The 19,806-nt window shown below is 66.3% G+C and carries 20 protein-coding genes; 9 read left to right on the forward strand and 11 right to left on the reverse strand.

The window, feature by feature from the left end; translation table 11 throughout:
* The first annotated feature begins 91 nt into the window (after nt 1-91).
* A complete protein-coding gene (locus tag ACFWPK_RS01865) occupies nt 92-1,216 on the forward strand; it encodes a sensor histidine kinase (RefSeq protein ID WP_378912635.1) in 1,125 nt (374 codons plus the stop codon).
* Complete coding sequence (locus ACFWPK_RS01870) at nt 1,213-1,854, forward strand: response regulator (protein ID WP_378912636.1); 642 nt, start codon at nt 1,213-1,215, stop codon at nt 1,852-1,854. Before ACFWPK_RS01865 ends, ACFWPK_RS01870 begins: the two co-directional genes overlap by 4 nt.
* Here the strand turns inward: ACFWPK_RS01870 and nrdF are convergent.
* Nucleotides 1,851-2,813, reverse strand: coding sequence for a class 1b ribonucleoside-diphosphate reductase subunit beta (gene nrdF / locus ACFWPK_RS01875; RefSeq protein ID WP_358105034.1), 963 nt, complete (start codon nt 2,811-2,813; stop codon nt 1,851-1,853). The genes ACFWPK_RS01870 and nrdF overlap by 4 nt on opposite strands.
* Before the next feature lie 392 nt (nt 2,814-3,205).
* On the opposite strand from nrdF, the gene ACFWPK_RS01880 reads away from it, so the two are divergent.
* The 3 genes from ACFWPK_RS01880 to ACFWPK_RS01890 all read left to right on the forward strand — a co-directional run bounded on the left by ACFWPK_RS01880 (nt 3,206) and on the right by ACFWPK_RS01890 (nt 6,269).
* Complete coding sequence (locus ACFWPK_RS01880) at nt 3,206-4,189, forward strand: hypothetical protein (protein ID WP_378912637.1); 984 nt, start codon at nt 3,206-3,208, stop codon at nt 4,187-4,189.
* Nucleotides 4,190-4,209: 20 nt separating this feature from the next.
* Nucleotides 4,210-5,154, forward strand: a complete 945-nt coding sequence (locus tag ACFWPK_RS01885; RefSeq protein ID WP_378912638.1) for a hypothetical protein — start codon at nt 4,210-4,212, stop codon at nt 5,152-5,154.
* A gap of 134 nt (nt 5,155-5,288) precedes the next feature.
* A complete protein-coding gene (locus ACFWPK_RS01890) occupies nt 5,289-6,269 on the forward strand; it encodes a peptidase (protein WP_378912639.1) in 981 nt (326 codons plus the stop codon).
* On the opposite strand, the gene mgtE is transcribed toward ACFWPK_RS01890, so the two are convergent.
* On the reverse strand, nt 6,266-7,714 hold the full coding sequence (gene mgtE / locus ACFWPK_RS01895; RefSeq protein ID WP_378912640.1) for a magnesium transporter: 1,449 nt from the start codon (nt 7,712-7,714) through the stop codon (nt 6,266-6,268). The genes ACFWPK_RS01890 and mgtE overlap by 4 nt on opposite strands.
* Before the next feature lie 357 nt (nt 7,715-8,071).
* Complete coding sequence (locus ACFWPK_RS01900; RefSeq protein ID WP_378912641.1) at nt 8,072-8,647, reverse strand: TetR/AcrR family transcriptional regulator; 576 nt, start codon at nt 8,645-8,647, stop codon at nt 8,072-8,074.
* Nucleotides 8,648-8,727: 80 nt separating this feature from the next.
* Here ACFWPK_RS01900 and ACFWPK_RS01905 point away from each other — a divergent pair, with 80 nt between their 5' ends.
* On the forward strand, nt 8,728-9,414 hold the full coding sequence (locus ACFWPK_RS01905; protein WP_378912642.1) for a DUF899 family protein: 687 nt from the start codon (nt 8,728-8,730) through the stop codon (nt 9,412-9,414).
* Here ACFWPK_RS01905 and ACFWPK_RS01910 read toward each other — a convergent pair.
* Nucleotides 9,393-9,803, reverse strand: coding sequence for a hypothetical protein (locus ACFWPK_RS01910; protein WP_378912643.1), 411 nt, complete (start codon nt 9,801-9,803; stop codon nt 9,393-9,395). The two genes, ACFWPK_RS01905 and ACFWPK_RS01910, sit on opposite strands and share 22 nt — an antisense overlap.
* 304 nt (nt 9,804-10,107) lie before the next feature.
* On the opposite strand from ACFWPK_RS01910, the gene ACFWPK_RS01915 reads away from it, so the two are divergent.
* Nucleotides 10,108-11,100: an LLM class F420-dependent oxidoreductase gene (locus ACFWPK_RS01915; RefSeq protein ID WP_378912644.1), complete on the forward strand. Its 993-nt coding sequence runs from the start codon at nt 10,108-10,110 to the stop codon at nt 11,098-11,100.
* Between the two features lie 180 nt (nt 11,101-11,280).
* On the opposite strand, the gene ACFWPK_RS01920 is transcribed toward ACFWPK_RS01915, so the two are convergent.
* The 3 genes from ACFWPK_RS01920 to pnuC form a co-directional block, all read right to left on the reverse strand.
* Nucleotides 11,281-11,769, reverse strand: a complete 489-nt coding sequence (locus tag ACFWPK_RS01920) for a DUF3558 family protein (RefSeq protein ID WP_378912645.1) — start codon at nt 11,767-11,769, stop codon at nt 11,281-11,283.
* A 160-nt stretch (nt 11,770-11,929) separates the two neighbouring features.
* Nucleotides 11,930-12,994, reverse strand: a complete 1,065-nt coding sequence (locus ACFWPK_RS01925; RefSeq protein ID WP_378912646.1) for an AAA family ATPase — start codon at nt 12,992-12,994, stop codon at nt 11,930-11,932.
* Complete coding sequence (gene pnuC, locus ACFWPK_RS01930) at nt 12,991-13,656, reverse strand: nicotinamide riboside transporter PnuC (RefSeq protein WP_378912647.1); 666 nt, start codon at nt 13,654-13,656, stop codon at nt 12,991-12,993. The genes ACFWPK_RS01925 and pnuC overlap by 4 nt, the downstream gene beginning before the upstream one ends.
* 203 nt (nt 13,657-13,859) lie before the next feature.
* Here pnuC and ACFWPK_RS01935 point away from each other — a divergent pair, with 203 nt between their 5' ends.
* Nucleotides 13,860-15,344 carry a cellulase family glycosylhydrolase gene (locus ACFWPK_RS01935; RefSeq protein WP_378912648.1) on the forward strand — a complete coding sequence of 495 codons (1,485 nt, stop codon included), beginning with the start codon at nt 13,860-13,862 and terminating at the stop codon, nt 15,342-15,344.
* Nucleotides 15,345-15,420: 76 nt separating this feature from the next.
* The gene (locus ACFWPK_RS01940) at nt 15,421-15,840 is read left to right on the forward strand and encodes an RDD family protein (protein WP_378912649.1); all 420 of its coding nucleotides are present in this window, start codon (nt 15,421-15,423) and stop codon (nt 15,838-15,840) included.
* A gap of 51 nt (nt 15,841-15,891) precedes the next feature.
* On the opposite strand, the gene nrdE is transcribed toward ACFWPK_RS01940, so the two are convergent.
* From nrdE to ACFWPK_RS01960, 4 genes are all read right to left on the reverse strand, one after another.
* The gene (gene nrdE / locus ACFWPK_RS01945; protein WP_378912749.1) at nt 15,892-17,973 is read right to left on the reverse strand and encodes a class 1b ribonucleoside-diphosphate reductase subunit alpha; all 2,082 of its coding nucleotides are present in this window, start codon (nt 17,971-17,973) and stop codon (nt 15,892-15,894) included.
* A gap of 59 nt (nt 17,974-18,032) precedes the next feature.
* Nucleotides 18,033-18,503, reverse strand: coding sequence for a class Ib ribonucleoside-diphosphate reductase assembly flavoprotein NrdI (nrdI, locus tag ACFWPK_RS01950; protein WP_378912650.1), 471 nt, complete (start codon nt 18,501-18,503; stop codon nt 18,033-18,035).
* Between the two features lie 30 nt (nt 18,504-18,533).
* On the reverse strand, nt 18,534-18,767 hold the full coding sequence (gene nrdH / locus ACFWPK_RS01955; protein WP_378912651.1) for a glutaredoxin-like protein NrdH: 234 nt from the start codon (nt 18,765-18,767) through the stop codon (nt 18,534-18,536).
* A 388-nt stretch (nt 18,768-19,155) separates the two neighbouring features.
* Nucleotides 19,156-19,725 (reverse strand): NAD(P)H-dependent oxidoreductase, encoded by a 570-nt coding sequence (locus tag ACFWPK_RS01960; RefSeq protein WP_378912652.1) that lies wholly within the window; start codon nt 19,723-19,725, stop codon nt 19,156-19,158.
* Nucleotides 19,726-19,806: the final 81 nt, after the last annotated feature.

Raw genomic sequence — 19,806 nt, forward strand, 5'->3', positions numbered from 1 at the left:
ATCCCCGGTCCGGCTTTCGCGGCCGCGAGCACGAGGGCGCCTCCTCCCTGGGGAGGAACCGCACCTCACAGATGCCGGGCATGATGGACACGTGGTGGAGTCCCTGCTGGATGCGCGCATGCTGCCGGTTCGGGTGGCGATTCTGCTCGGCCTGGCCGTCGGCTGTCTACTGCTGCTGACCGAGGATCCCAGTGCTGTCGACTGGGCGACCGGGATCGCCGCGGTCCTGGTCACCGCGTTCGGCGTGCGGGCGCCGTTCGCGACCGCGCTGGCCACCTCGGGGTTGCTCGCGCTCGGCTTCGCCATCGGTGACAGCGGCCCGGTGGTCGCGAAGGTCGCCGCCGCGTTCGCGCTGACCGAGTTGACCGCCCGGCGTGGCAGCAGGTTCGCCGCGCCCGCGGCCGCGGTGCTGTTCGGGGTCTATTTGCTGCATCCGGCCGGGGGCATGGTGGTGATGCTGTACCGCGCCGCGGTGATGGCGGCGGTTCCGGTGCTGTTCGGGTTGCTGCTGCGCACCGCGTGGACTGATGCCCGCCGCGCCGCACGCGCCGCCGCCGATCTCGCCGAACATCGCGAACAGCAGATCGCCGCGGCCACGGTCGCCGAACGCACCGCCATCGCCCGCGAATTGCACGATCTTGTCGCCCACCATGTTTCGTCGACAGTCCTACGGGTCGGGGCGGCACGACACGCTTTCACCGACGCGCCGCCCGCGCTTCTGCAGGTACTGGAAGACGTCGATATCACGAGCCGGGAAGCGCTCGCGGATCTGCGAAAGTTGGTGACCGTACTGCGAACTCCCGAACCGCCACACGAATCATTCGTCACCCCTGCGGTATTGACGCAAGCGCTGGATGAAGTCATCGAGCGTGCCCGTCGCACCGGACTCGATATCACCACTCACATCGACGACTCGATCACCGACGTCGATCCGGTCTCGGCTTTGACCCTGCTGCGACTCACCCAGGAGGCCTTGGCCAACGTGGCAGCTCATGCCGGACCACGCGCTGTGGCCCAACTGCGAGTCGCCGCGAATCGAGCCGTCGAGTTCGAGGTGCGCGACAGCGGGGGCGTCGTCACGGCCACGTCGAGCACCGGGCTCGGACTGGTGGGTCTGCGCGAACGGCTCGCGATCCTCGGCGGCACCTTGGAAGCCGGGCCGCACGGCACCGGCTGGCGGCTCGCCGCGCGCTGGCCGCTCGGGGCGGCGACATGACCGTGCGTGTGCTGATCGCCGATGATCAGCAGCTGGTGCGGGCAGGGGTCCGGATGCTGTGCGAAACCGCGGCCGACCTCGAGGTGGTCGGCGAAGCGACCGGCGGCGCCGACGCGGTTCGGCTCGCCGCGCGTACCGGCCCCGATGTCATCCTGATGGACCTGCGCATGCCCGGCACCGACGGGATCCAGGCCGCCCAGCAGATCCTCGCGGCCCGCCCGGCCACCCGAATCGTCGCGCTCACCACGTTCGACGACGACGAGAACCTCTACCGAGCGCTACAGGCGGGCATGTGCGGCTTCCTCGTCAAGGATTCCCACCCCACCCAGCTGCTCGACGCCATCCACCGGGCCGCCGACGGCGACCCGGTGTTCTCCCCCGACGTCCTGCGCCGCGTGATCGGCACCGCGCTGACCAACCGTCCGCCCACCACCAGCACCCCGCGCGGTCCCGAGCTGACCCCACGCGAACGGGAAGTCCTGGCACTGCTGGCCGATGGCCTGCCCAATGCCGAGATCGGCGCGCGATTGAACATGGGCGTCACCACCGTGAAAACCCATGTCACCAACCTGATGGCCAAAACCGGCGCCGACAATCGCGTGCGTCTGGCCGTCCACGGCCTGCGCACGCTCGGCTAGAACTCCCAGTCCTCGTCTTCGGTGTTGATCGCCTTGCCGATGACGTAGCTCGAACCCGAACCCGAGAAGAAGTCGTGGTTCTCGTCGGCGTTGGGGGAGAGCGCCGACAGGATCGCCGGGTTCACCTCGCACTCGTCCTTCGGGAACAGGCCCTCGTAGCCGAGGTTCATCAGCGCCTTGTTGGCGTTGTAGCGCAGGAACTTCTTGACGTCCTCGGTGAGGCCGACCTCGTCGTAGAGGTCCTGGGTGTAGTCGACCTCGTTGTCGTAGAGCTCGAAGAGCAGCTCGAAGGTGTAGTTCTTCAGCTCGTCGCGCTCGGCCTGGGAGACCAGCTCGAGGCCCTTCTGGTACTTGTAGCCGATGTAGTACCCGTGCACGGCCTCGTCGCGAATGATCAGGCGGATCATGTCGGCGGTGTTGGTGAGCTTGGCCCGCGAGGACCAGTGCATCGGCAGGTAGAAGCCGGAGTAGAACAGGAAGCTCTCCAGCAGCGTGGAGGCGACCTTGCGCTTGAGCGGGTCGTCGCCGTTGTAGTACGACAGGACGATCTCGGCCTTGCGCTGCAGGTTGCGGTTCTCCTCCGACCAGCGGAACGCCTCGTCGATCTCCTTGGTGGAGCACAGGGTGGAGAAGATCGAGCTGTAGCTCTTGGCGTGCACCGACTCCATGAACGCGATGTTGGTGTACACCGCCTGCTCGTGCGGGGTGAGCGCGTCCGGGATGAGGCTGACCGCGCCGACGGTGCCCTGGATGGTGTCGAGCAGCGTCAGGCCGGTGAAGACCCGCATGGTGAGCTGCTTCTCGTCCGGGGTGAGGGTGTTCCAGGACGGGATGTCGTTGGACACCGGGACCTTCTCGGGCAACCAGAAGTTGCCGGTCAGACGATCCCAGACCTCGGCATCCTTCTCATCGGGCACCCGATTCCAATTGATGGCCGACGCCCGATCGATGAGCTTCATTCCGCCTCCACACCTTTCCGCCAGACCTGATGACCCGCACTCGCCGCCGTGCGCGAGGACCTTCACCCAGAACACTACTCGTAGTGGGTGACAACCTCCGGGAGCACTACAGCTTGTGTTGCGGCGCGTAGAACTCGGCCTGATCGGCCGAACACCCACACCACACACGCGGCCACCATTGTGCGGCACGATCGCGCGCACACCACCATCGCATCGCCAGTGATTCGCCACATGCGTGTGATCGGTGACCGCCACCGGTGAGGGCGGCCACTACCCCGGCTCCCTCCCGCTGCGGATCGAGGACACCGAATCCGGCAGACTGGGCATCCGACAGGGCTCGCTCGCGGGCCGGAGGGAGGCGGGAGTCGTCCCGCGCGAGGGGGATTTGTCGAATGCTGATGCGTCGCTGCGCGGTGGCCGCCGCAGTCATGATCGGGCTGACCGCCTGCCAGGAGAATCTGCCGAAACAGCGGGCGGCCACACCGATCGAGGCGGCTTCGGCGATGCCCGCGTACTGGAAGACCGCGCCGACCACCGATAATCAGCGCCTCGAACTGCTGCGGCGGCTTCGCGCGATCGACCCTTGCGCCCTGGTCCCTCGCGCCGATCTCGCGAAGTTCGGAAAGTTGATCGAGGTCGAGAACCGCGGACCGAGCCGGTGCGAGGCAACGTTCGACTCCACTGAGAGCGGCAAGGGAACCTCGGTCAGCTGGGCGACCGGGGTGGCGCCGACCGGATACGGCTGGGGCAACTCCGAACTGGAGGAAGTAGACGGGATCACCATCGGAGTTCTCGACGATCTCGATGGGGCACCGCCGAGGGAAGGGCAACTGGACCGAAGTTGCGTCGCGACCGCGGTTTTCGCCAATACGACCACCCTCCCGGTTCATGTGCGGACACCGCTCGGCACCGAACCGTGCCCGCCCGCTCAGGCTGCGCTGGCCAGGGCGATGGGCGGACTCGCCGGCGAAGCGCCACAGGGCACCTCGCCGGACGCGCCGCGGACCGCGCTGCACGGCAAAGACCCGTGCGAGGTCGCGGGCGTGCTCGGCGCATCGCTCACCGTCATCGATCAGCGAGTCTGGTCCTGCCAGTTCACTGTCGGAGGTGCGGCCGTCCATGTGGACTACGACTACGAGCCCCGAGACGTCATCGTCATGGACAAGACTCTTTTCGTCATCAACGGTCACACCGGCTACGGTGCCGGCCAGACCGGTGACTATGTCTCGTACGCAGCCATAGTCGGGCCCGCCCTGCCCGGACCGGGCTCCGAGCTGCTCGGCCCGAATGTCCCGGCCGTGCGAGCCTTCGGCGATGACCCCGCCGCCGTCGAATCCGCACTGCGCGCGACCGTCGAACTCTTCCCCGCCATCTGATCCGGACAAGGAGAACCCCTGTGCGCCAGCTCATCCTGCTCACCGCCGCCGCGCTGATGATGGTCGCCTGCGGGACCGAACCCGCGCCGGACTCCATGCCGCAGGGCGGATTCTGGTCCACCGCAGCGGTTTCCGATCAGGAGAAGCTCGCCGTGCTGCGCAAGGTCAGGGCGATCGATGTGTGCGCGCTGCTCCCCCGCGCATCGCTGCGCACCCTCGGCACCGTGCGTGACATCGAGAACGTGCATCCGAATCAGTGCAGGCTCAGTATCGCCGTCGATGGCCATCTCACCGGGATCGATGCGACCTGGAGTACCGGGGTGATGTTCGAGGGTGAGCCGAGCATGGACGGCCCGGTGGACGAGGAGTCGATGGGGGATGTGCGGGTGCTGTTCAACGACGAGCCCGCGGCGTCGGCCGATCCGCAGGTGCGTGGGGCGTGTCAGGCGTGGGCGCGGTTCGTGGCGGGGGCCGATCTGTCGTTGAGTGTGCGGGCGCCGCAGGATGCGTGCGTGTCGGCGAAGGCACTGTTGCGGATCGCGGTGACCGAGTGGCGTAAGGAGCCGCCGCAGGGTCACTCGCCGGATTCGGATCGGGCGGTGGTCACCGGAGCGGATCCGTGTGCGGTCGCGCCGATGCTCGGTGTCCGGGTGCCGGTGGCCGATCAGGGCGTCATCACGTGCAAATTGAGCGTCGACGGGCGCGATGCGATCGTCACCTACGACTACAACGAGGAACGTTCGATCATCGACGACACCCCCGCCTTCACCGTCGGCACCCGTCAGGTGTACCGATTCGACACCGCCCAGTCCGACCTGGCGTCGCTGTCGGCCGTCGTCGGCCCCGGCCTCGCACCGGGGCCGACCGACGCGCTGCTCGGTCGGCGCGTGCCGACCGTCTCGGTCACGGCCCACTCGACGATCGCGGAGAAGGTCATGCGCGAAACCCTGCCGCTGGTGCGCTGACACCCTGCCGCCGACTCGGACGACAACGTTCTGAGAACGACCTGGCGTGATGTTTGCGCGAGGGTTGCCGTCACGGGCAGACTCGGTGGTCGGGCTCGGGTCCGGGCCCGGGTCTGCCGAGGACAGGGGTACCGATGTATCGCAGGATGGCGCTGGCCGCTGCCGCGTTGCTCGTGTGCGCCGGCTGCGGGAGTGACGACGCGGGCAATCCACCCGACTACGGGAAGTTGCCGCCGCCGCCCGCACCGGTGATTCCCGCCCAGCCCCCGGAGTTCTGGTCGAAGGTCCCCCAAGACGAGCGCCAGCGCGACGAGGTTGCCCAGGCGACGCGCCAGGTCGATGTCTGCGCGGTGCTACCGCGCGAAACGCTCGGGAAGATCGGTGAGGTCAAGAGCGTGACCGTCGGCCTTGATTCGTGTCGAGCCATCCTCGGCGGCGGCGAAGGCCGCGAGGATTCCACCCTGACCTGGCACGCCACCCTGCTGGACAGACTCGGCTCGAGCGGTAGGGGGGTCACCACGCAGGTCGGCGACGCCAGCGTGCGCACGGTCCCCGACCGCGATTCCGGTGAACCCCGGGCCTGCGGTGCGACGGCCTGGTTCCCGTCCGGCGCCGCCTTCTACCTCGGCCTGTCCACTCCCGGCAAGAACCCGTGCACCGTCGCCGGTGACCTGATGCCCGGCATGATCGATCGCTGGCGTCAGTCACCGAAGCAGGGCACCTCCCCCGACACCGCGCCTACGGTGCTGCTCGGCGCCGACCCGTGCACGGTTCGCACGAAACTGGCAGGGGCCGTCCGTGACGACGAGCAGCGCCTGACCCAGTGCCTGTTCGGTTACCGCGGCGAGAAGATCACCGTGAGCTACGAGTACCGCGTGCCCGAGTATCTGGCCGCCAACAGCACCGAGGACCATATCGACGGCCGCACCGTGCACCGCTCGGTCTCGGTCTACGACAGCTCGATCCCGATCTACACCGCGGCCGTCGGCCCGGAACTGCCCGCCGAATCCACCGCGTTCGGCAGGCGTATTCCGGTTGTCGAGGTGGTCGCCGCCACCGACGACGTCGCCAAGGACGTCATGGCACAGGCGCTCACGCTCTTCCCCGCGCGTTAGATCCCCAGCACCAGCTTCGCGGTGGTGAAGTAGATGATCAGCCCGGTCGCATCGACCAGCGTGGTCACCATCGGCGCCGACACGACCGCGGGGTCGATGCGGAACTTCTTGGCCAGCAACGGCATCGTGCCGCCGATGGTCGCCGCCCAGCCACAGATGACCACCAGGGTGATGGCCACGACGATGGCGATCTTCGGCCCGACGAACACCGTGCCGATCAGCAGCCCGGCGGCGGCGAGCATGGTGCCGAGCACCAGCCCGACCCGGCATTCGCGCCAGATCACCTTGAACAGATCCGAGACGCGCACCTCGCCGACCGCCAGGGCTCGCACGCACGCCGTCGCCGCCTGCGCACCGGCATTGCCGCCCGCCCCGATCAGCAACGGGATGAACAGCGCCAGGCTCGCCGCCTGCTCGAGTGTCGTGGCGAACATGTCGGTGACACTCACGGTCAGGGTGGCCGCGAACAACAGCAGCGTCAGCCACAGTGCCCGGTAGCGCGCCAGCTGGAACACCTTGGCGGCCATGTAGTGGCCCTCCCACGGCGCCGAACCGGCCTGCTTGGCGACGTCCTCGCTGTCGGCGGCCTCGAGCACCTCCATGGCGTCGTCGATGGTGAGCAGCCCGACCACCCGGTCCTCGCTGTCGACGACCACCAGGTTGATGAGGTTGGTGGAACTCATCAGCCGGGCGGCCTTCTCCGCGGAATCGGTGGCCCGCACGAACGGCGGTTCGGTGACGACGAGTTCGGACACCATCGCGTCCGGGGAGTGCAGCACCAGCTCACGCAGTTCGACGATGCCGGTGAGGCGGCGGCCGCGATCGACCACGGGCAGCGTGTAGACCGTTTCGGCGTTGCTGCCCTTGGCGCGCACACAGCCCAGCGCCTGGGCGACGGTCAGATTGTCCGGCAGCGCAACGACTTCCGGCGTCATGTACAGCCCGACCGAGCCCTCGGGGTAGCCGAGCAGCGTGGCCGTCATCCGGCGCTCGCGCGGGCTCAGCCCGGCGAGTACCTTCTTGGCGACCTTGGCGGGTGCTTCGTGCAGCATGCGGGCGCGGTCGTCGGGGTCCATCGCCTCGACGAGATCGCGAAAGCTCTTCTCGCGCAGGCCCTGCAGGATCTGCTGCTGGTCGACCGGCTCCAGCTCTTCGAACACACTGAGGGCGCGCTCCTTGTCGAGCAGCCGGAACACGACACCGGCCTGCACGGCGTCCATGCGGGCCAGCGCGTCGGCGATGACGTGCGGCGGACGGTTGTCGAGCCAGTCGAGACCGCCACAGACCCGGTGGGTCTCGACGATGTCGCGCACCGATTCGGACAGGATCTCGAGCGCCTCGGTGACCGCGTGGTCTTCGACGGCGGTCCGGCGCGGCGAAATCACTTCGGGCACAACGGTTTCGGCGGGTACATGACGGGTGGTGACGAGATCGACGTTCGACATGATCGAGTCCTCTGGCGTAACAGCGCACACGCCTGCGGCACAGCTACAGGATGCGCGAAAAGTGGAACGAGTGACGGTGTTTCACACCGCGGGGCGTCCACCGCCGAGGTCGGCACGCACAGACCGGACCGAGCAGGTCAGGATTTGCAGTGCGAAGACGAAGGGGCGACGCCGCGCGGCCTTCGACTGGGAGGTTCGTTGCGCATTGCAACCCCACCTCCTCGCAGTCGCCGCGGGTTGTCGCTCCGCGAATCGCTTGGAGTACCCACCCGGGCACACCCTTCCACCCATGAGAATACATGCGGAGCCCACTCGTTTCACCTCGAGCTCGCGTACCACCGGTCACAGTGACACCGATCACACCATCGGCGGCAACCCGGCGATGACGGTGTCGACGGCTTGTTCAGCGAGGGGCCACAGCTGCGCACGGTCCAGATGCCGCAACGGCCCACGCAACGCCAGTTCCGCGAATCCGTGCACGGTGGACCAGCAACTCCAGGTCGCACCCGGACGCGCCGCGGGGGCGAGATCGCCGACGTGGACCATCATGTCGAGCGCGTCGGCGAGGGCGAGGTAGGCGGGCGAGTCGACGACCGACTCGGGCGAGGTGTCACCGGCGCCGAAGAACGCGACCGCGAACCAGCCCGGCTCGAGCAGCGCGAACCCGATATAGCCCAGGCCGACCGCGCGCAGGCTCGCCCGCGGCGCCGCCTGGCCGCGCTCCATCCCCTCGGCCATCCTGGACTCGATCGCGGCCGACACCGCGCGCAGCAGGGCTTGCCGGTCGGGAAAGTGCCGGTAGGCGGCGTTCGGCGTGACGCCGACCCGGCGGGTGACTTCGCGGATCGTCAGCGCCTCCGGCCCGCCGGACCTGGTGAGTTCCAGCCCGGCTTCGACCAATGCCGCCGCGAGGTCACCGTGGTGATAGGCCAACCCTTGAACTCCCTTTCGGTGAAGTATACGGTGTGAACATATCAAATGTGCACACCGTATACATCGAAGGGTGGCCCATCATGACCGCATTGCCCACCATCGTCGATCGCGACGCCTGGCAGGCCGAACTCGATCAGCTCAGGATCCGGGAGAAGGCCGCGACGCGTGAACTCGACGCCGTCGCCGCCCAGCGGCGGCGCATGCCCGCCGTCCGCCTGCCCGGCTACACGCTGAAAGCCGAAGACGGCAGCGATGTTTCGCTCGCCGACATCTTCGACGGACACTCACAGCTGATCACCTATCACCACATGTGGACGCCGGGGAACACCTGGCAGTGCGCCGGCTGCACCGGCCTCACCGCGCAGTACGCACGGCTGGATTTCCTCGACGGCTACGACGCGCGATTCGTCATCGTGACGCAGGGGCCGATGGACGAGGTGCTCGCCTACAAGAAGCGCGTCGGCAACACGATGACCTGGTATTCGACCGCCGACAGTCCGTTCGGCGCCGACATGGGCGCAGGCCCCGGCGAGGGCTTCGCCGTGAACACCTTCCTGCGCGACGGCGACACGGTCTACCGCAGCTGGCACACCGACGGCCGCGGCACCGAACAACTCGCCTACAGCTTCGGCCTCATCGACGCGCTGCCCTACGGGCGTCAAGAGGAGTGGCAGGACAGCCCCGAGGGCTGGCCGCAGTCACCGACCTACAGCGGCTGGCCGAGCAGCAAGGACATCGCCGCCTCCTACGGCGACCCGAGCGCCTGACCTGCGAGATCCGCACCGACGGCACGCTCGACCGCATGCCAGTCGGGCGTGTGGGTCACCCAGTCGGGGACCTGCCCGGTCTGCGCGCCGAACAGATACAGCCGTGGCACCAGATCGCGCAGGATCCGGTGCACGTCGAGCCGGTCGTCGATCATGTGCGTGATGGCGAGGTCGGTGCAGTGCGGCGCCTTGCCCGCACGAGTTCGGCAGAAGCGCAGGTGTTCTCGGGGAATGCCGGTGCGGGCGGCGAAGTCGTGGTGGTCGAGCCATTGCCTGGTGCGTTGCTCGATGCGCGGGCCGCATTTCGAGATCACCCAGGCATTGCCGTCGAAGCGGGTGACCAGCCGGTTGAGCACTTCGAACGCCTCGGGGCTGGGCGGAGTGCTCATCGCTTCGTCGATGCCGCCCGAGAGGAATACGGTGTCCGCGGCGCCCGGACCGAGCGCCGCCCCTTGATCACTCGGCCGAAATCGACGCCGAGGCGGGGTGGGGAAATATTGTTCATACGACTGCAAGCATGCCCGGGTTTTCCCCGCGTGCCAAGTGAATTTCGGTGCATAACGGCCGGTCCAGGGTTCAGCGCGGTGCGCGCACAATAGTTGCCTGAGCGCGCAGAAGTGGAACAGTGGATCTCGATATCCGCGGCGTGCGGCGCCGCTCGAGTTCCATCCTTCTCACTCCAGGAGAAAACCTGTGCGTTTCGGCATTTTCGTTCCCCAGGGCTGGCGGCTGGATCTGGTCGGTATCGAACCGGCCGACCAGTGGTCGGTGATGCGCGAGCTGGCCCAGCGGTTCGACACCGGTACCGACTGGGAGTCGATCTGGGTCTACGACCACTTCCACACCACGCCCGTTCCCACCGACGAGGCGACCCACGAAGCGTGGTCGTTGATGGCGGCGTTCGCGGCCACCACGTCCCGCGTGCGGTTGGGCCAGATGTGTACCGCCGTGAGCTACCGCAACCCCGCCTATCTCGCCAAGGTGGCCGCCACCGTCGACCTCATCTCGGGTGGCCGGGTGGAGATGGGCATCGGCGGTGGCTGGTACGAACACGAGTGGCGCGCTTACGGTTACGGCTTCCCATCCGCCGGTGAGCGGCTGGGCCGGCTGGACGAAGGCGTGCAGATCTTCCGCCAGGCGTGGCAGACCGGCCGGGCGACGCTCGACGGCAAGTACTACCAGGTCGACGACGCCATCGTGCACCCACGACCGTTGCAGGAGAACGGGATTCCGATCTGGATCGCCGGTGGCGGCGAGAAGAAGACGCTGCGCATCGCCGCGAAGTACGCCGATCACACCAACTTCAGCGGCAATCCCGAAGAGTTCGCCCGCAAGTCCGACATCCTGCGCCGGCACTGCACCGAGGTCGGCACCGATTTCTCGGCGATCACCCGCAGCTCCAACTTCAACGCGATCGTCGGCACCACCGACACCGAAGTACAAGAACGCCTTTCGGCCGTCATCGACCGCTATACCCCGTTCCTCGGCGCCGACGAGGCGAAATCCTATGTGCACGAACAGTTCGCGACCAGCGCGGCCGTCGGCACCCCGGAACAGATCATCGAACGCCTCACCGAGGTGAAGAATCTCGGCCTCGCCTACGCCATCCTCAACTTCCCCGAAGCCGCCTACGACACCTCCGGCATCGAACTGTTCGAACGCGAGGTGATCCCGGCATTGGCATAACCAACGGCCGGTATTGAGCCACGCCTTCTACCGTGGCGCCATGAGGCAACCGGAGGCCGTGCGGCGCGAAGCATCGGCGCTGACCGACAGATACGAACAGCCACCCGGCACGCTCCTTACCCTGAGCCCCGTCGTCACCGAACAGCACTCAGGAATGACGGGCGGTCGTGATTCGCCGGCCTACGCGGGAAAGGTCGGGACGATCGATTCGCCCATGTGGCGCAGGGTGGCGCAGGCGTCGGTGGCCGGTTGGGTGGGGTTGTTCACTACGACCATGCGGATTACACCTTGGGCTGCGGAGAAGAGAATGTCGCAGGAGGTAGGGGTGTCACCGAGTCGGCGACCGGTGCGGCCTGCGACGGTGTAGTCGGTGAAAGCTGAGGCGCCTGATTCCTTTTCGAATTCCTGGAGAGTTCGCGAGGTCGAGAACACCCTCAGGTGGGCAGTGGCGCCGGTCCACGCGCAAGTCTGCCAGCCGGCGGAAGCCGCACCGGTCGCCACCTTCGTCGCGGGGTCGACACCGGCCTCCCGCAGTGCGTCCGCGGCAACCCCGGTGCACGGCTCGAACAATGCCGTCGTTTCCGCGGGCTCGGGTTTCTCGCTCGAACATCCGACGAGCGCTGCCAACGCCGATCCCCCGGCCGCCACCACCATGAGCGCGCGCTTCATCCGTTTCCTCTCACCGTGCATCGCAAATCGCGGCCACGCTAACAAGGCCCGCAATGCCCCTACGCCATCGTTCGACAAGACCTTGGCCGATCACCACCAGCACGCATTCGCGCTGTGACGAACCCGCACCGGGTGCTGCGTCTTGCGCGCTGTCAGCGAACTACGTGCACGCCCGTTCGCTTGCGGCGCGTTCCGGCAGCGGGTCCGCGATGGCCCAGCCTTCGGCCAGCAGTTCGTCGACAGCGGCGACAGCGGTGGCGAGGCGTTGCTCGTGCGGGCCGGTCAGCATCGTGAATCGCCGTCCGGTGCGGGTGAGTTCGTCGCGGAAACGCTCGGCCATCCACGGCCGTAGGCGTTCGCCGTCGCGCAAACCGTCGTCTTCGAATGCGACGCCGACATGGTCGGTGAGCAACCACAGGTGCTGACGGTGCTCGGCGACGATGCCGGGATGGGCGAAGCCGAGGTAGCGCTCGTGCCAGATGGTCGTGGCGAAGGAATCGGTATCGCAGACGAGTACCGGCCCCGTTTCGCGGGCCGCGCGGTCCTCGGCCGCTTGCTGGTGCGCGGCGATCAGCGGGAATTCCGGCGATGTGAACTCGACGTCGGACCAGTGCCCGCCCGGACCGAGGGCGGCCAGCTTCCGTTCGCTGTATTCGCGGCCGTACTCGGGGACGTAGCGGGCGCCGTAGTGCGCGGCGAGCGCCTCGGCCATGGTCGTCGTTCCCGTCGATTCCGCACCGAGCACCACCACCCGCTTGGTCATCGCGGCGCAGACCGGCGGGGAGAGGAAGGCCCAGTGCGCGACCGGGTTTCGGCGGATCTCGGTCGCCGAGATCGGGTGGTGCAGCCGCCGCGGGTCGACGCAGATCGCGTCGGCGCCGAAGCGTCGGCCCAGCTCCTCGCCGTAAGCCTCCGAGGTGAAGACCGCGTCGACGGGGTCAGGTACAGCAGCGAAGAACACCGCCATGTGGGCGTCCCAGATCGCGGGGTCGCTGATGTCCATCGGCACATCGTCGACGGCGCCGACGACGGAAATTCCTGGCTGCGAATGCATTTCGCGCATCCAGGCCACCCGGTCGGCGAGTGGGATCGACTCCACCGAGGAGGCACACACCAGCACGGTCAACCGATCGCAGCGGGCGGCAGCGGTGCGGACCAAGTGGTGATGTCCGGCATGCGGCGGATAGAACTTGCCGAGCACCAGCCCGTGCCCATACCGCGTCATACCGCGACCACCACCGGCGCCTCGACCACATCACGCCGCCACGCGATCAAACCCCGAACGCACAGCGCGAGGAATCCGAGGTACAACAGCGCCGTCAGGAACAGCCCCTTGTAGGCGTAGAGCGGGATGTAGACGATATCGGCCGCGATCCACAACCACCACGACTCCAGCCGTTTGCGGCACTGCCCATAGGTCGCCATCAGCGACAACGCGGTGGTCAGCGCGTCCCAGAACGGCACGGTGGACTCGGTGGCGGTGTCGAGCAGCACGGTGATCGCGGCAGTACCGAGCACCCCGCACGCCGCGAGCACCAGCCATTCGACCCGCGTCGTCCGACGTACAGGCAGCGGCTGGGTGCGCGAGGACCCGTGCACCCACGTCCACCACCCGTACCCGGCCAGCACGATGAACACCACCTGTAACCCCGCGTCGGCGAAAAGCCCTGCCTGGGTGAACAACAGAATGAAGAACACATTGTTGGCGATGCCGATCGGCCAGTTCGCGATGTGCTGGCGAGCGACCAACCACACGCACAGCGCCCCACTGCCGAACCCGAGCACCTCGGTCCAGCTCACCGCCGTCCCGAGCAGCGTGAACAACGGCTGCTGCAGTGCGGCAACCAGATCCAGCGGATTCATCTCCCCCACCTCACTATTAGTCATCTCGACCATAATTGATCCCAAGCCCTACCGCAAGACGCGCTCCGCGCCGAACCCTTCGAACATGAAGCGATTCAGCCTCTTTCATGACTGTGGCCTTGACCACAGTGTGGAACTCCGGCTATGTTCTCTCGCCAACAGACTTGGACATTCGTTCAGTTGACCGAGTGTCCGCCTGGGGATCGAGGACGCAGATGTTGAGGACGATGAGGCGACCGGTGCGCTGGATGACGGCACTCGCCCTCGCGGCAGCGCTGGCCGTGAGCAGCGCCCCGGTGACCGCCGAGCCGGCAGTACCGCTGACACCGTTGCGGGCGCAGGGATCCGCGTTGATCGACGGTTACGGACGCACAGTCCTGCTGCACGGCGTGAACACCGTCGACAAGGACGCGCCCTACCTGCAACCCGGTGACGGATTCACCCTCACCGATGCATCGGCGGCGACCCTGGCCCGGCACGGGTTCTCCACGGTGCGGCTCGGAGTGTCGTTCGACGGGTTGATGCCGACGGAGGGCGTTGTCGACACCGCCTATCTGGATCGGGTCGAGAATGTGGTGGATACCCTTGCCGCGCACGGGATCTACACCTTGCTCGACAATCACCAGGACGGATTGTCGAAGATCTGGGACGGCAACGGGTTTCCCGAGTGGGCGATCCGCGCCCGGCCCGCCGACGGCGAGCCGAACCCAGGCTTCCCGCTGTTCTATCTGATGCCGAGCATGAACGCCGGATGGGACGAGGTGTGGAACAACACCTATGGGGTGCTGAATCATCTCGGAGTGGCGCTCGGCGCGCTCGCCGAGCGGATGAACGGGCGCGCGAGCGTGCTCGGGATCGAGTTGCTCAACGAACCGTGGCCCGGCTCACCGTTTCTCACCTGCTATCCGGACGGCTGTCCCGACTTCGACGTGAAATACCAACGGGCGCTGCAACAGCTGACCGATGCGGTCCGGGCGCGCAATGCCACGGTGCCGGTGTTATGGGAGCCGAATGTCACCTGGAACGAGTCGATGCCGAGCCACCTGGGCAAGAATCCACCGATCACCAGTCCGAATATCGTGTTCTCCCCGCACGACTACTGCATCCCCAGTCAGCTCGCGATCTACCTCGGCCTGCCCGAGGAACTGCGCGCGTTGTGCCCCGCGCAGCAGGACCTGACCTGGTCGAACATCGATTCGTTCGCCGACCGCACCGACATTCCCACCATGGTCACCGAATTCGGTGACGGTGACCCGACAGTATTGCGCAACACCATCATTCGGGCCGATGAACGGTTCGTCGGCTGGCACTACTGGCATTACCGATCCGGCGACGGGGATCCCTTCCGTGGCGACCTCGGCCGCGAACTCGTCCGCACCTATCCACGGGCCACGGCAGGCACTCCCGACAGCATGGTCTTCGATTCCGGCACAGGCGATTTCGCCTACCGGTACCGTCCACGCCCGGCCTCCGCACCGACCGAGATCTACGTCTCGGACCTGTTCCATCCGGACGGCTACGAGGTGAAGGTCACCGGCGGACAGGTCACCTCGTCACCCGGCGCGCGCATCGTCACCGTGGAAGCCGACAGCACCGACCCGGTCACCGTCCGCATCCACCGTCCCGGCTCGGCAGGCGCCGACTTACCTTCTGCCGGTGGCACCGGATCGGCCTCGGGGTTCCCCTGGCTGTCTTCCGGTTCCGCGGGCTGACGGCCGCAAGCCGGTGAGCAGGTCGGCAAGGTCGGCAGCGGGTGCTTGTTAAGCGGCGTCGACCACGCTGAGCCCTATGAGCAACGCAGCACCGCCCCGGCACGCGGCGAGGAACAGCGGATACGAGCGCGAGGCCGCCGAGCGACCGACGTTCGAAGACGAATTCCCGCTCACCGCACGCACTTCCAGCGGCGACGAGACCGGGGTGATCCCCGCGTTCCTCATCGATATGACGCTGCACGCCGCGATCGGCGCCACCGCCTGGTACATCGCGTCCGGCACGACAGCCGTTCTGTACGGCATCCTCGCCTGGCTCGGCGTGTCCTTCCTGCACCGGACAGTCATCCAACGACTCACCCGCACGACGATCGGCAAGTGCTCCTACGGACTCCGGCTGCGCTACGCCGACGGCACCTACCCCTCGACCTGGCAGCTGATCGTCCAATGGTTCCGAGGCGGCTGGTCCTGCTTCGACCTCTTCGACAGTGCCCGCTGACGGATAAGGGGCGGTCCCCCTCGGGAGACCGCCCCTTGTGCCGAGCTCAGCTCACAGCATGCAGGACACGCAACCCTCGACTTCGGTTCCCTCCAAAGCCATCTGGCGCAGGCGGATGTAGTAGAGCGTCTTGATGCCCTTGCGCCATGCGTAGATCTGCGCCTTGTTCAGGTCGCGGGTGGTGGCGGTGTCCTTGAAGAACAGCGTCAGCGACAGGCCCTGGTCCACGTGCTGGGTGGCCGCGGCGTAGGTGTCGATGATCTTCTCGTAGCCGATTTCGTAGGCGTCGTCGTAGTACTCGAGGTTGTCGTTGTCCAGGTAGGGGGCCGGGTAGTAGACGCGGCCGATCTTGCCTTCCTTGCGGATCTCGATCTTCGACGCCACCGGGTGGATCGAGCTGGTGGAGTGGTTGATGTAGGAGATCGAACCCGTCGGCGGGACGGCCTGCAGGTTCTGGTTGTAGATGCCGAATTCCTGCACCGAGGCCTTCAGCAGACGCCAGTCGTCCTGGGTGGGGATGCGCACGCCGGCGTCGGCGAACATCTGAGCCACCTTGTCGGTCTTGGGCTCCCACGCCTGCTCGGTGTACTTGTCGAAGTACTCACCGCTGGCGTACTTGGAGTCGGCGAACCCACCGAAGGAGCTGCCGCGCTCCTTGGCGATCAGGTTCGAGGACCGAATCGCGTGGTAGACAACGGTATAGAAGTAGATGTTGGTGAAATCCACACCCTCTTCGGAGCCGTAGTGGACCCGCTCACGCGCCAGATACCCGTGCAGGTTCATCTGGCCGAGGCCGATGGCGTGGGACTCGTTGTTGCCCTGCTCGATCGAGGGCACCGAGTAGATGTGGGTCTGGTCCGAGACAGCGGTGAGCGCGCGGATCGAGGTTTCGATGGTCTGACCGAAGTCCGGCGAGTCCATCGCCTTGGCGATGTTGAGCGAACCCAGGTTGCACGAGATGTCCTTGCCCACCTTGGAATAGGACAGATCGTCGTTGAATTCCGAGGGGGTGGAGACCTGCAGGATCTCCGAGCACAGGTTCGAGTGGGTGATCTTGCCCTTGATCGGGTTGGCCCGGTTCACCGTGTCCTCGAACATGATGTAGGGGTAGCCCGACTCGAACTGCAGCTCGGCGATGGTCTGGAAGAACTCGCGCGCCTTGATCTTCGACTTGCGGATGCGCTTGTCGTCGACCATCTCGTAGTACTTCTCGGTGACGTCGACATCGGCGAACGGCTTGCCGTAAATGCGCTCGACGTCGTACGGCGAGAACAGGTACATGTCCTCGTTCTTCTTCGCCAGCTCGAAGGTGATGTCGGGGATCACCACACCCAGCGAGAGCGTCTTGATGCGGATCTTCTCGTCCGCGTTCTCGCGCTTGGTATCGAGGAAGCGGTAGATGTCGGGGTGGTGGGCGTGCAGGTACACCGCGCCCGCGCCCTGACGCGCACCCAGCTGGTTGGCGTAGGAGAACGAGTCCTCGAGCAGCTTCATGATCGGGATGACACCCGAGCTCTGGTTCTCGATCTTCTTGATCGGCGCGCCGTGCTCACGAATATTGCTGAGCAGCAGGGCCACACCGCCGCCGCGCTTGGACAGCTGCAGCGCGGAGTTGATGGAGCGCCCGATGGACTCCATGTTGTCCTCGATGCGCAGCAGGAAGCAGGACACGGGCTCGCCGCGCTGCTTCTTGCCGGAGTTGAGGAAGGTGGGGGTGGCGGGCTGGAAACGGCCGTCGATGATCTCGTCGACCAGGTTGCGCGCGAGCACCTCGTCACCGGCGGCCAGCGTCAGCGCGACCATGCAGACACGATCTTCGAAACGCTCCAGGTAGCGCTTACCGTCGAAGGTCTTGAGCGTGTACGAGGTGTAGTACTTGAACGCGCCGAGGAAGGTCGGGAACCGGAACTTCTTGGCGTAGGCCTGCTGGAACAGCTGCTTGACGAAGGGTCGACCGTACTGGTCGAGCACCTCGGTCTCGTAGTAGTTCTCCTTGACCAGGTAGTCCAGCTTCTCGTCCAGGTTGTGGAAGAAGACGGTGTTCTGGTTCACGTGCTGCAGGAAGTACTGGTGCGCGGCCTCGCGATCCTTGTCGAACTGGATCTCGCCGTTGGGGCCGTACAGGTTCAGCATCGCGTTGAGAGCGTGGTAGTCGAGCACCTCGCCCGCCTCGCCGCGCACCGCGGACTGCTCTAAGCGTGCTGACTTTCCTGCCGGTGCTGTGGTTGCTGTTGCCAAAACAATCCCAATCCCTCTCGGACGCGCGCGACGTCCTCAGCGGTTCCCATGAGTTCGAAGCGATACAAGTACGGCACCCCGCATTTTTGCGAGATGATGTCCCCTGCAACGCAATAGGTATCGCCGAAGTTCGTGTTGCCGGCCGCGATCACCCCGCGCAGCAGCGCACGGTTGTGTGGGTCGTTGAGGAACTTGGCGACTTGCCGCGGAACGAGGTCCTTGTCGGGACGCTGTCCACCCATGACGTGCCGACCACCGCCGTAGGTGGGGGTGATCAGCACGTAGGGTTCGTCGATCCGCAGCGAATCAGCGGTGTGCAGTGGAAGTCGAGTTGCCGGGAGACCGAGCTTCTCGACGAAACGATGGGTGTTCTCCGAAGCGCTGGAGAAGTAGACCAGCCCGCCCGGAGTCATCTGCTCGGGCATGGCGCCTCCTTACCGGCGAACCGGCGCGAACTAAGCAGCCGCGACGGCGAGCGACTTGATGCGGTCGGGACGGAAGCCCGACCAGTGATCCTCACCCGCGACGACAACCGGCGCCTGCAGGTAGCCCAGCGCCATGACGAAGTCACGCGCCTCGTCGTTCTCCGAGATGTCGATGATCTCGTAGTCCACGCCGACCTTGTCGAGAGCCTTGTAGGTGGCGTTGCACTGCACGCAAGCGGGCTTGGTGTACACGGTGATGGTCATGATGGAAGTCCCTCTCTCCTATGCCTGATCCACAGCCTGTGATCCGTATGCAATGCACGAACGGGTGATGCTGCGCAAACTCCTGGATCTGACGAAGAAAGCCCTGCTCGCAACCCCTTCCCTTGGGCCCGATCAGTGGTGGCTCCACACCGTCTTCCAGTACGACAGACACTACACCTAGTGTCCGACAGATGGGAACAACACAAGGTGTTGCGAGTCGCACGGATGTAATTCCCACGCGGTAAGTCCCAGGACGGGCCACCGGCGAGCAGGTGAAACAGTGGTTCAGATCACGATTTCGTCTACCGGCGAGTCTTCAGCAAACTTCGTGGACAGCGAAGGGGCGTCGCACCCGTGATGGATGCGACGCCCCTGCCGAACCGCCAGCTTACGCCGAGATCAACGTGCCGTTCACCGCGGCGACCAACTGGTGGACGGTCGCGCCGAGCTGGGTCAGCGCCTCGGCATCCTCTGCCGGATGAGCCTGCGCGAAACGCTCGCCGATGGTCGCGAACTGCGCGTGCGCCGACTCGACGACGACGCCGCCCGCCACGCCGACGGACTTGACGGCGTCGCCGTGCGCCCACGCCGCGGCGTTCGGGCTGATCGAGGCGCTCACCACGGCGACCGGCTTGCCCTTGATCGCACCGGCGCCATACGGACGCGAGGCCCAGTCGATGGCGTTCTTCAGCACGGCGGGCAGGGTGCCGTTGTATTCGGGAGTGACCAGCAGGACAGCATCGGCCGCTGCGACGGCGGCACGCAGCGCCTCGGCCTGCGCGGGCACCGCGCCGGGCACGTCCAGGTCTTCGTTGTAGAACGGGATCTCGCCGAGACCCTCGTAGATGGCGATGTCGACACCGGCGGGCGCGGTCTGCGCGGCAGCCTCGGCCAGGCGGCGATTGATGGAGCCCGCGCGCAGGCTTCCGACGAGAGTGAGGATGCGGGTCTCGCTCATGGCGACTCCTGGTGTACTCAGTGGGATGATCCAAGTTTCATTCGACATTAACCGGACCTCGGTCCGATTACTTCCCGCGGA

It is taken from the genome of Nocardia sp. NPDC058519, assembly GCF_042719755.1.
Classification (GTDB): Bacteria; Actinomycetota; Actinomycetes; order Mycobacteriales; family Mycobacteriaceae; genus Nocardia.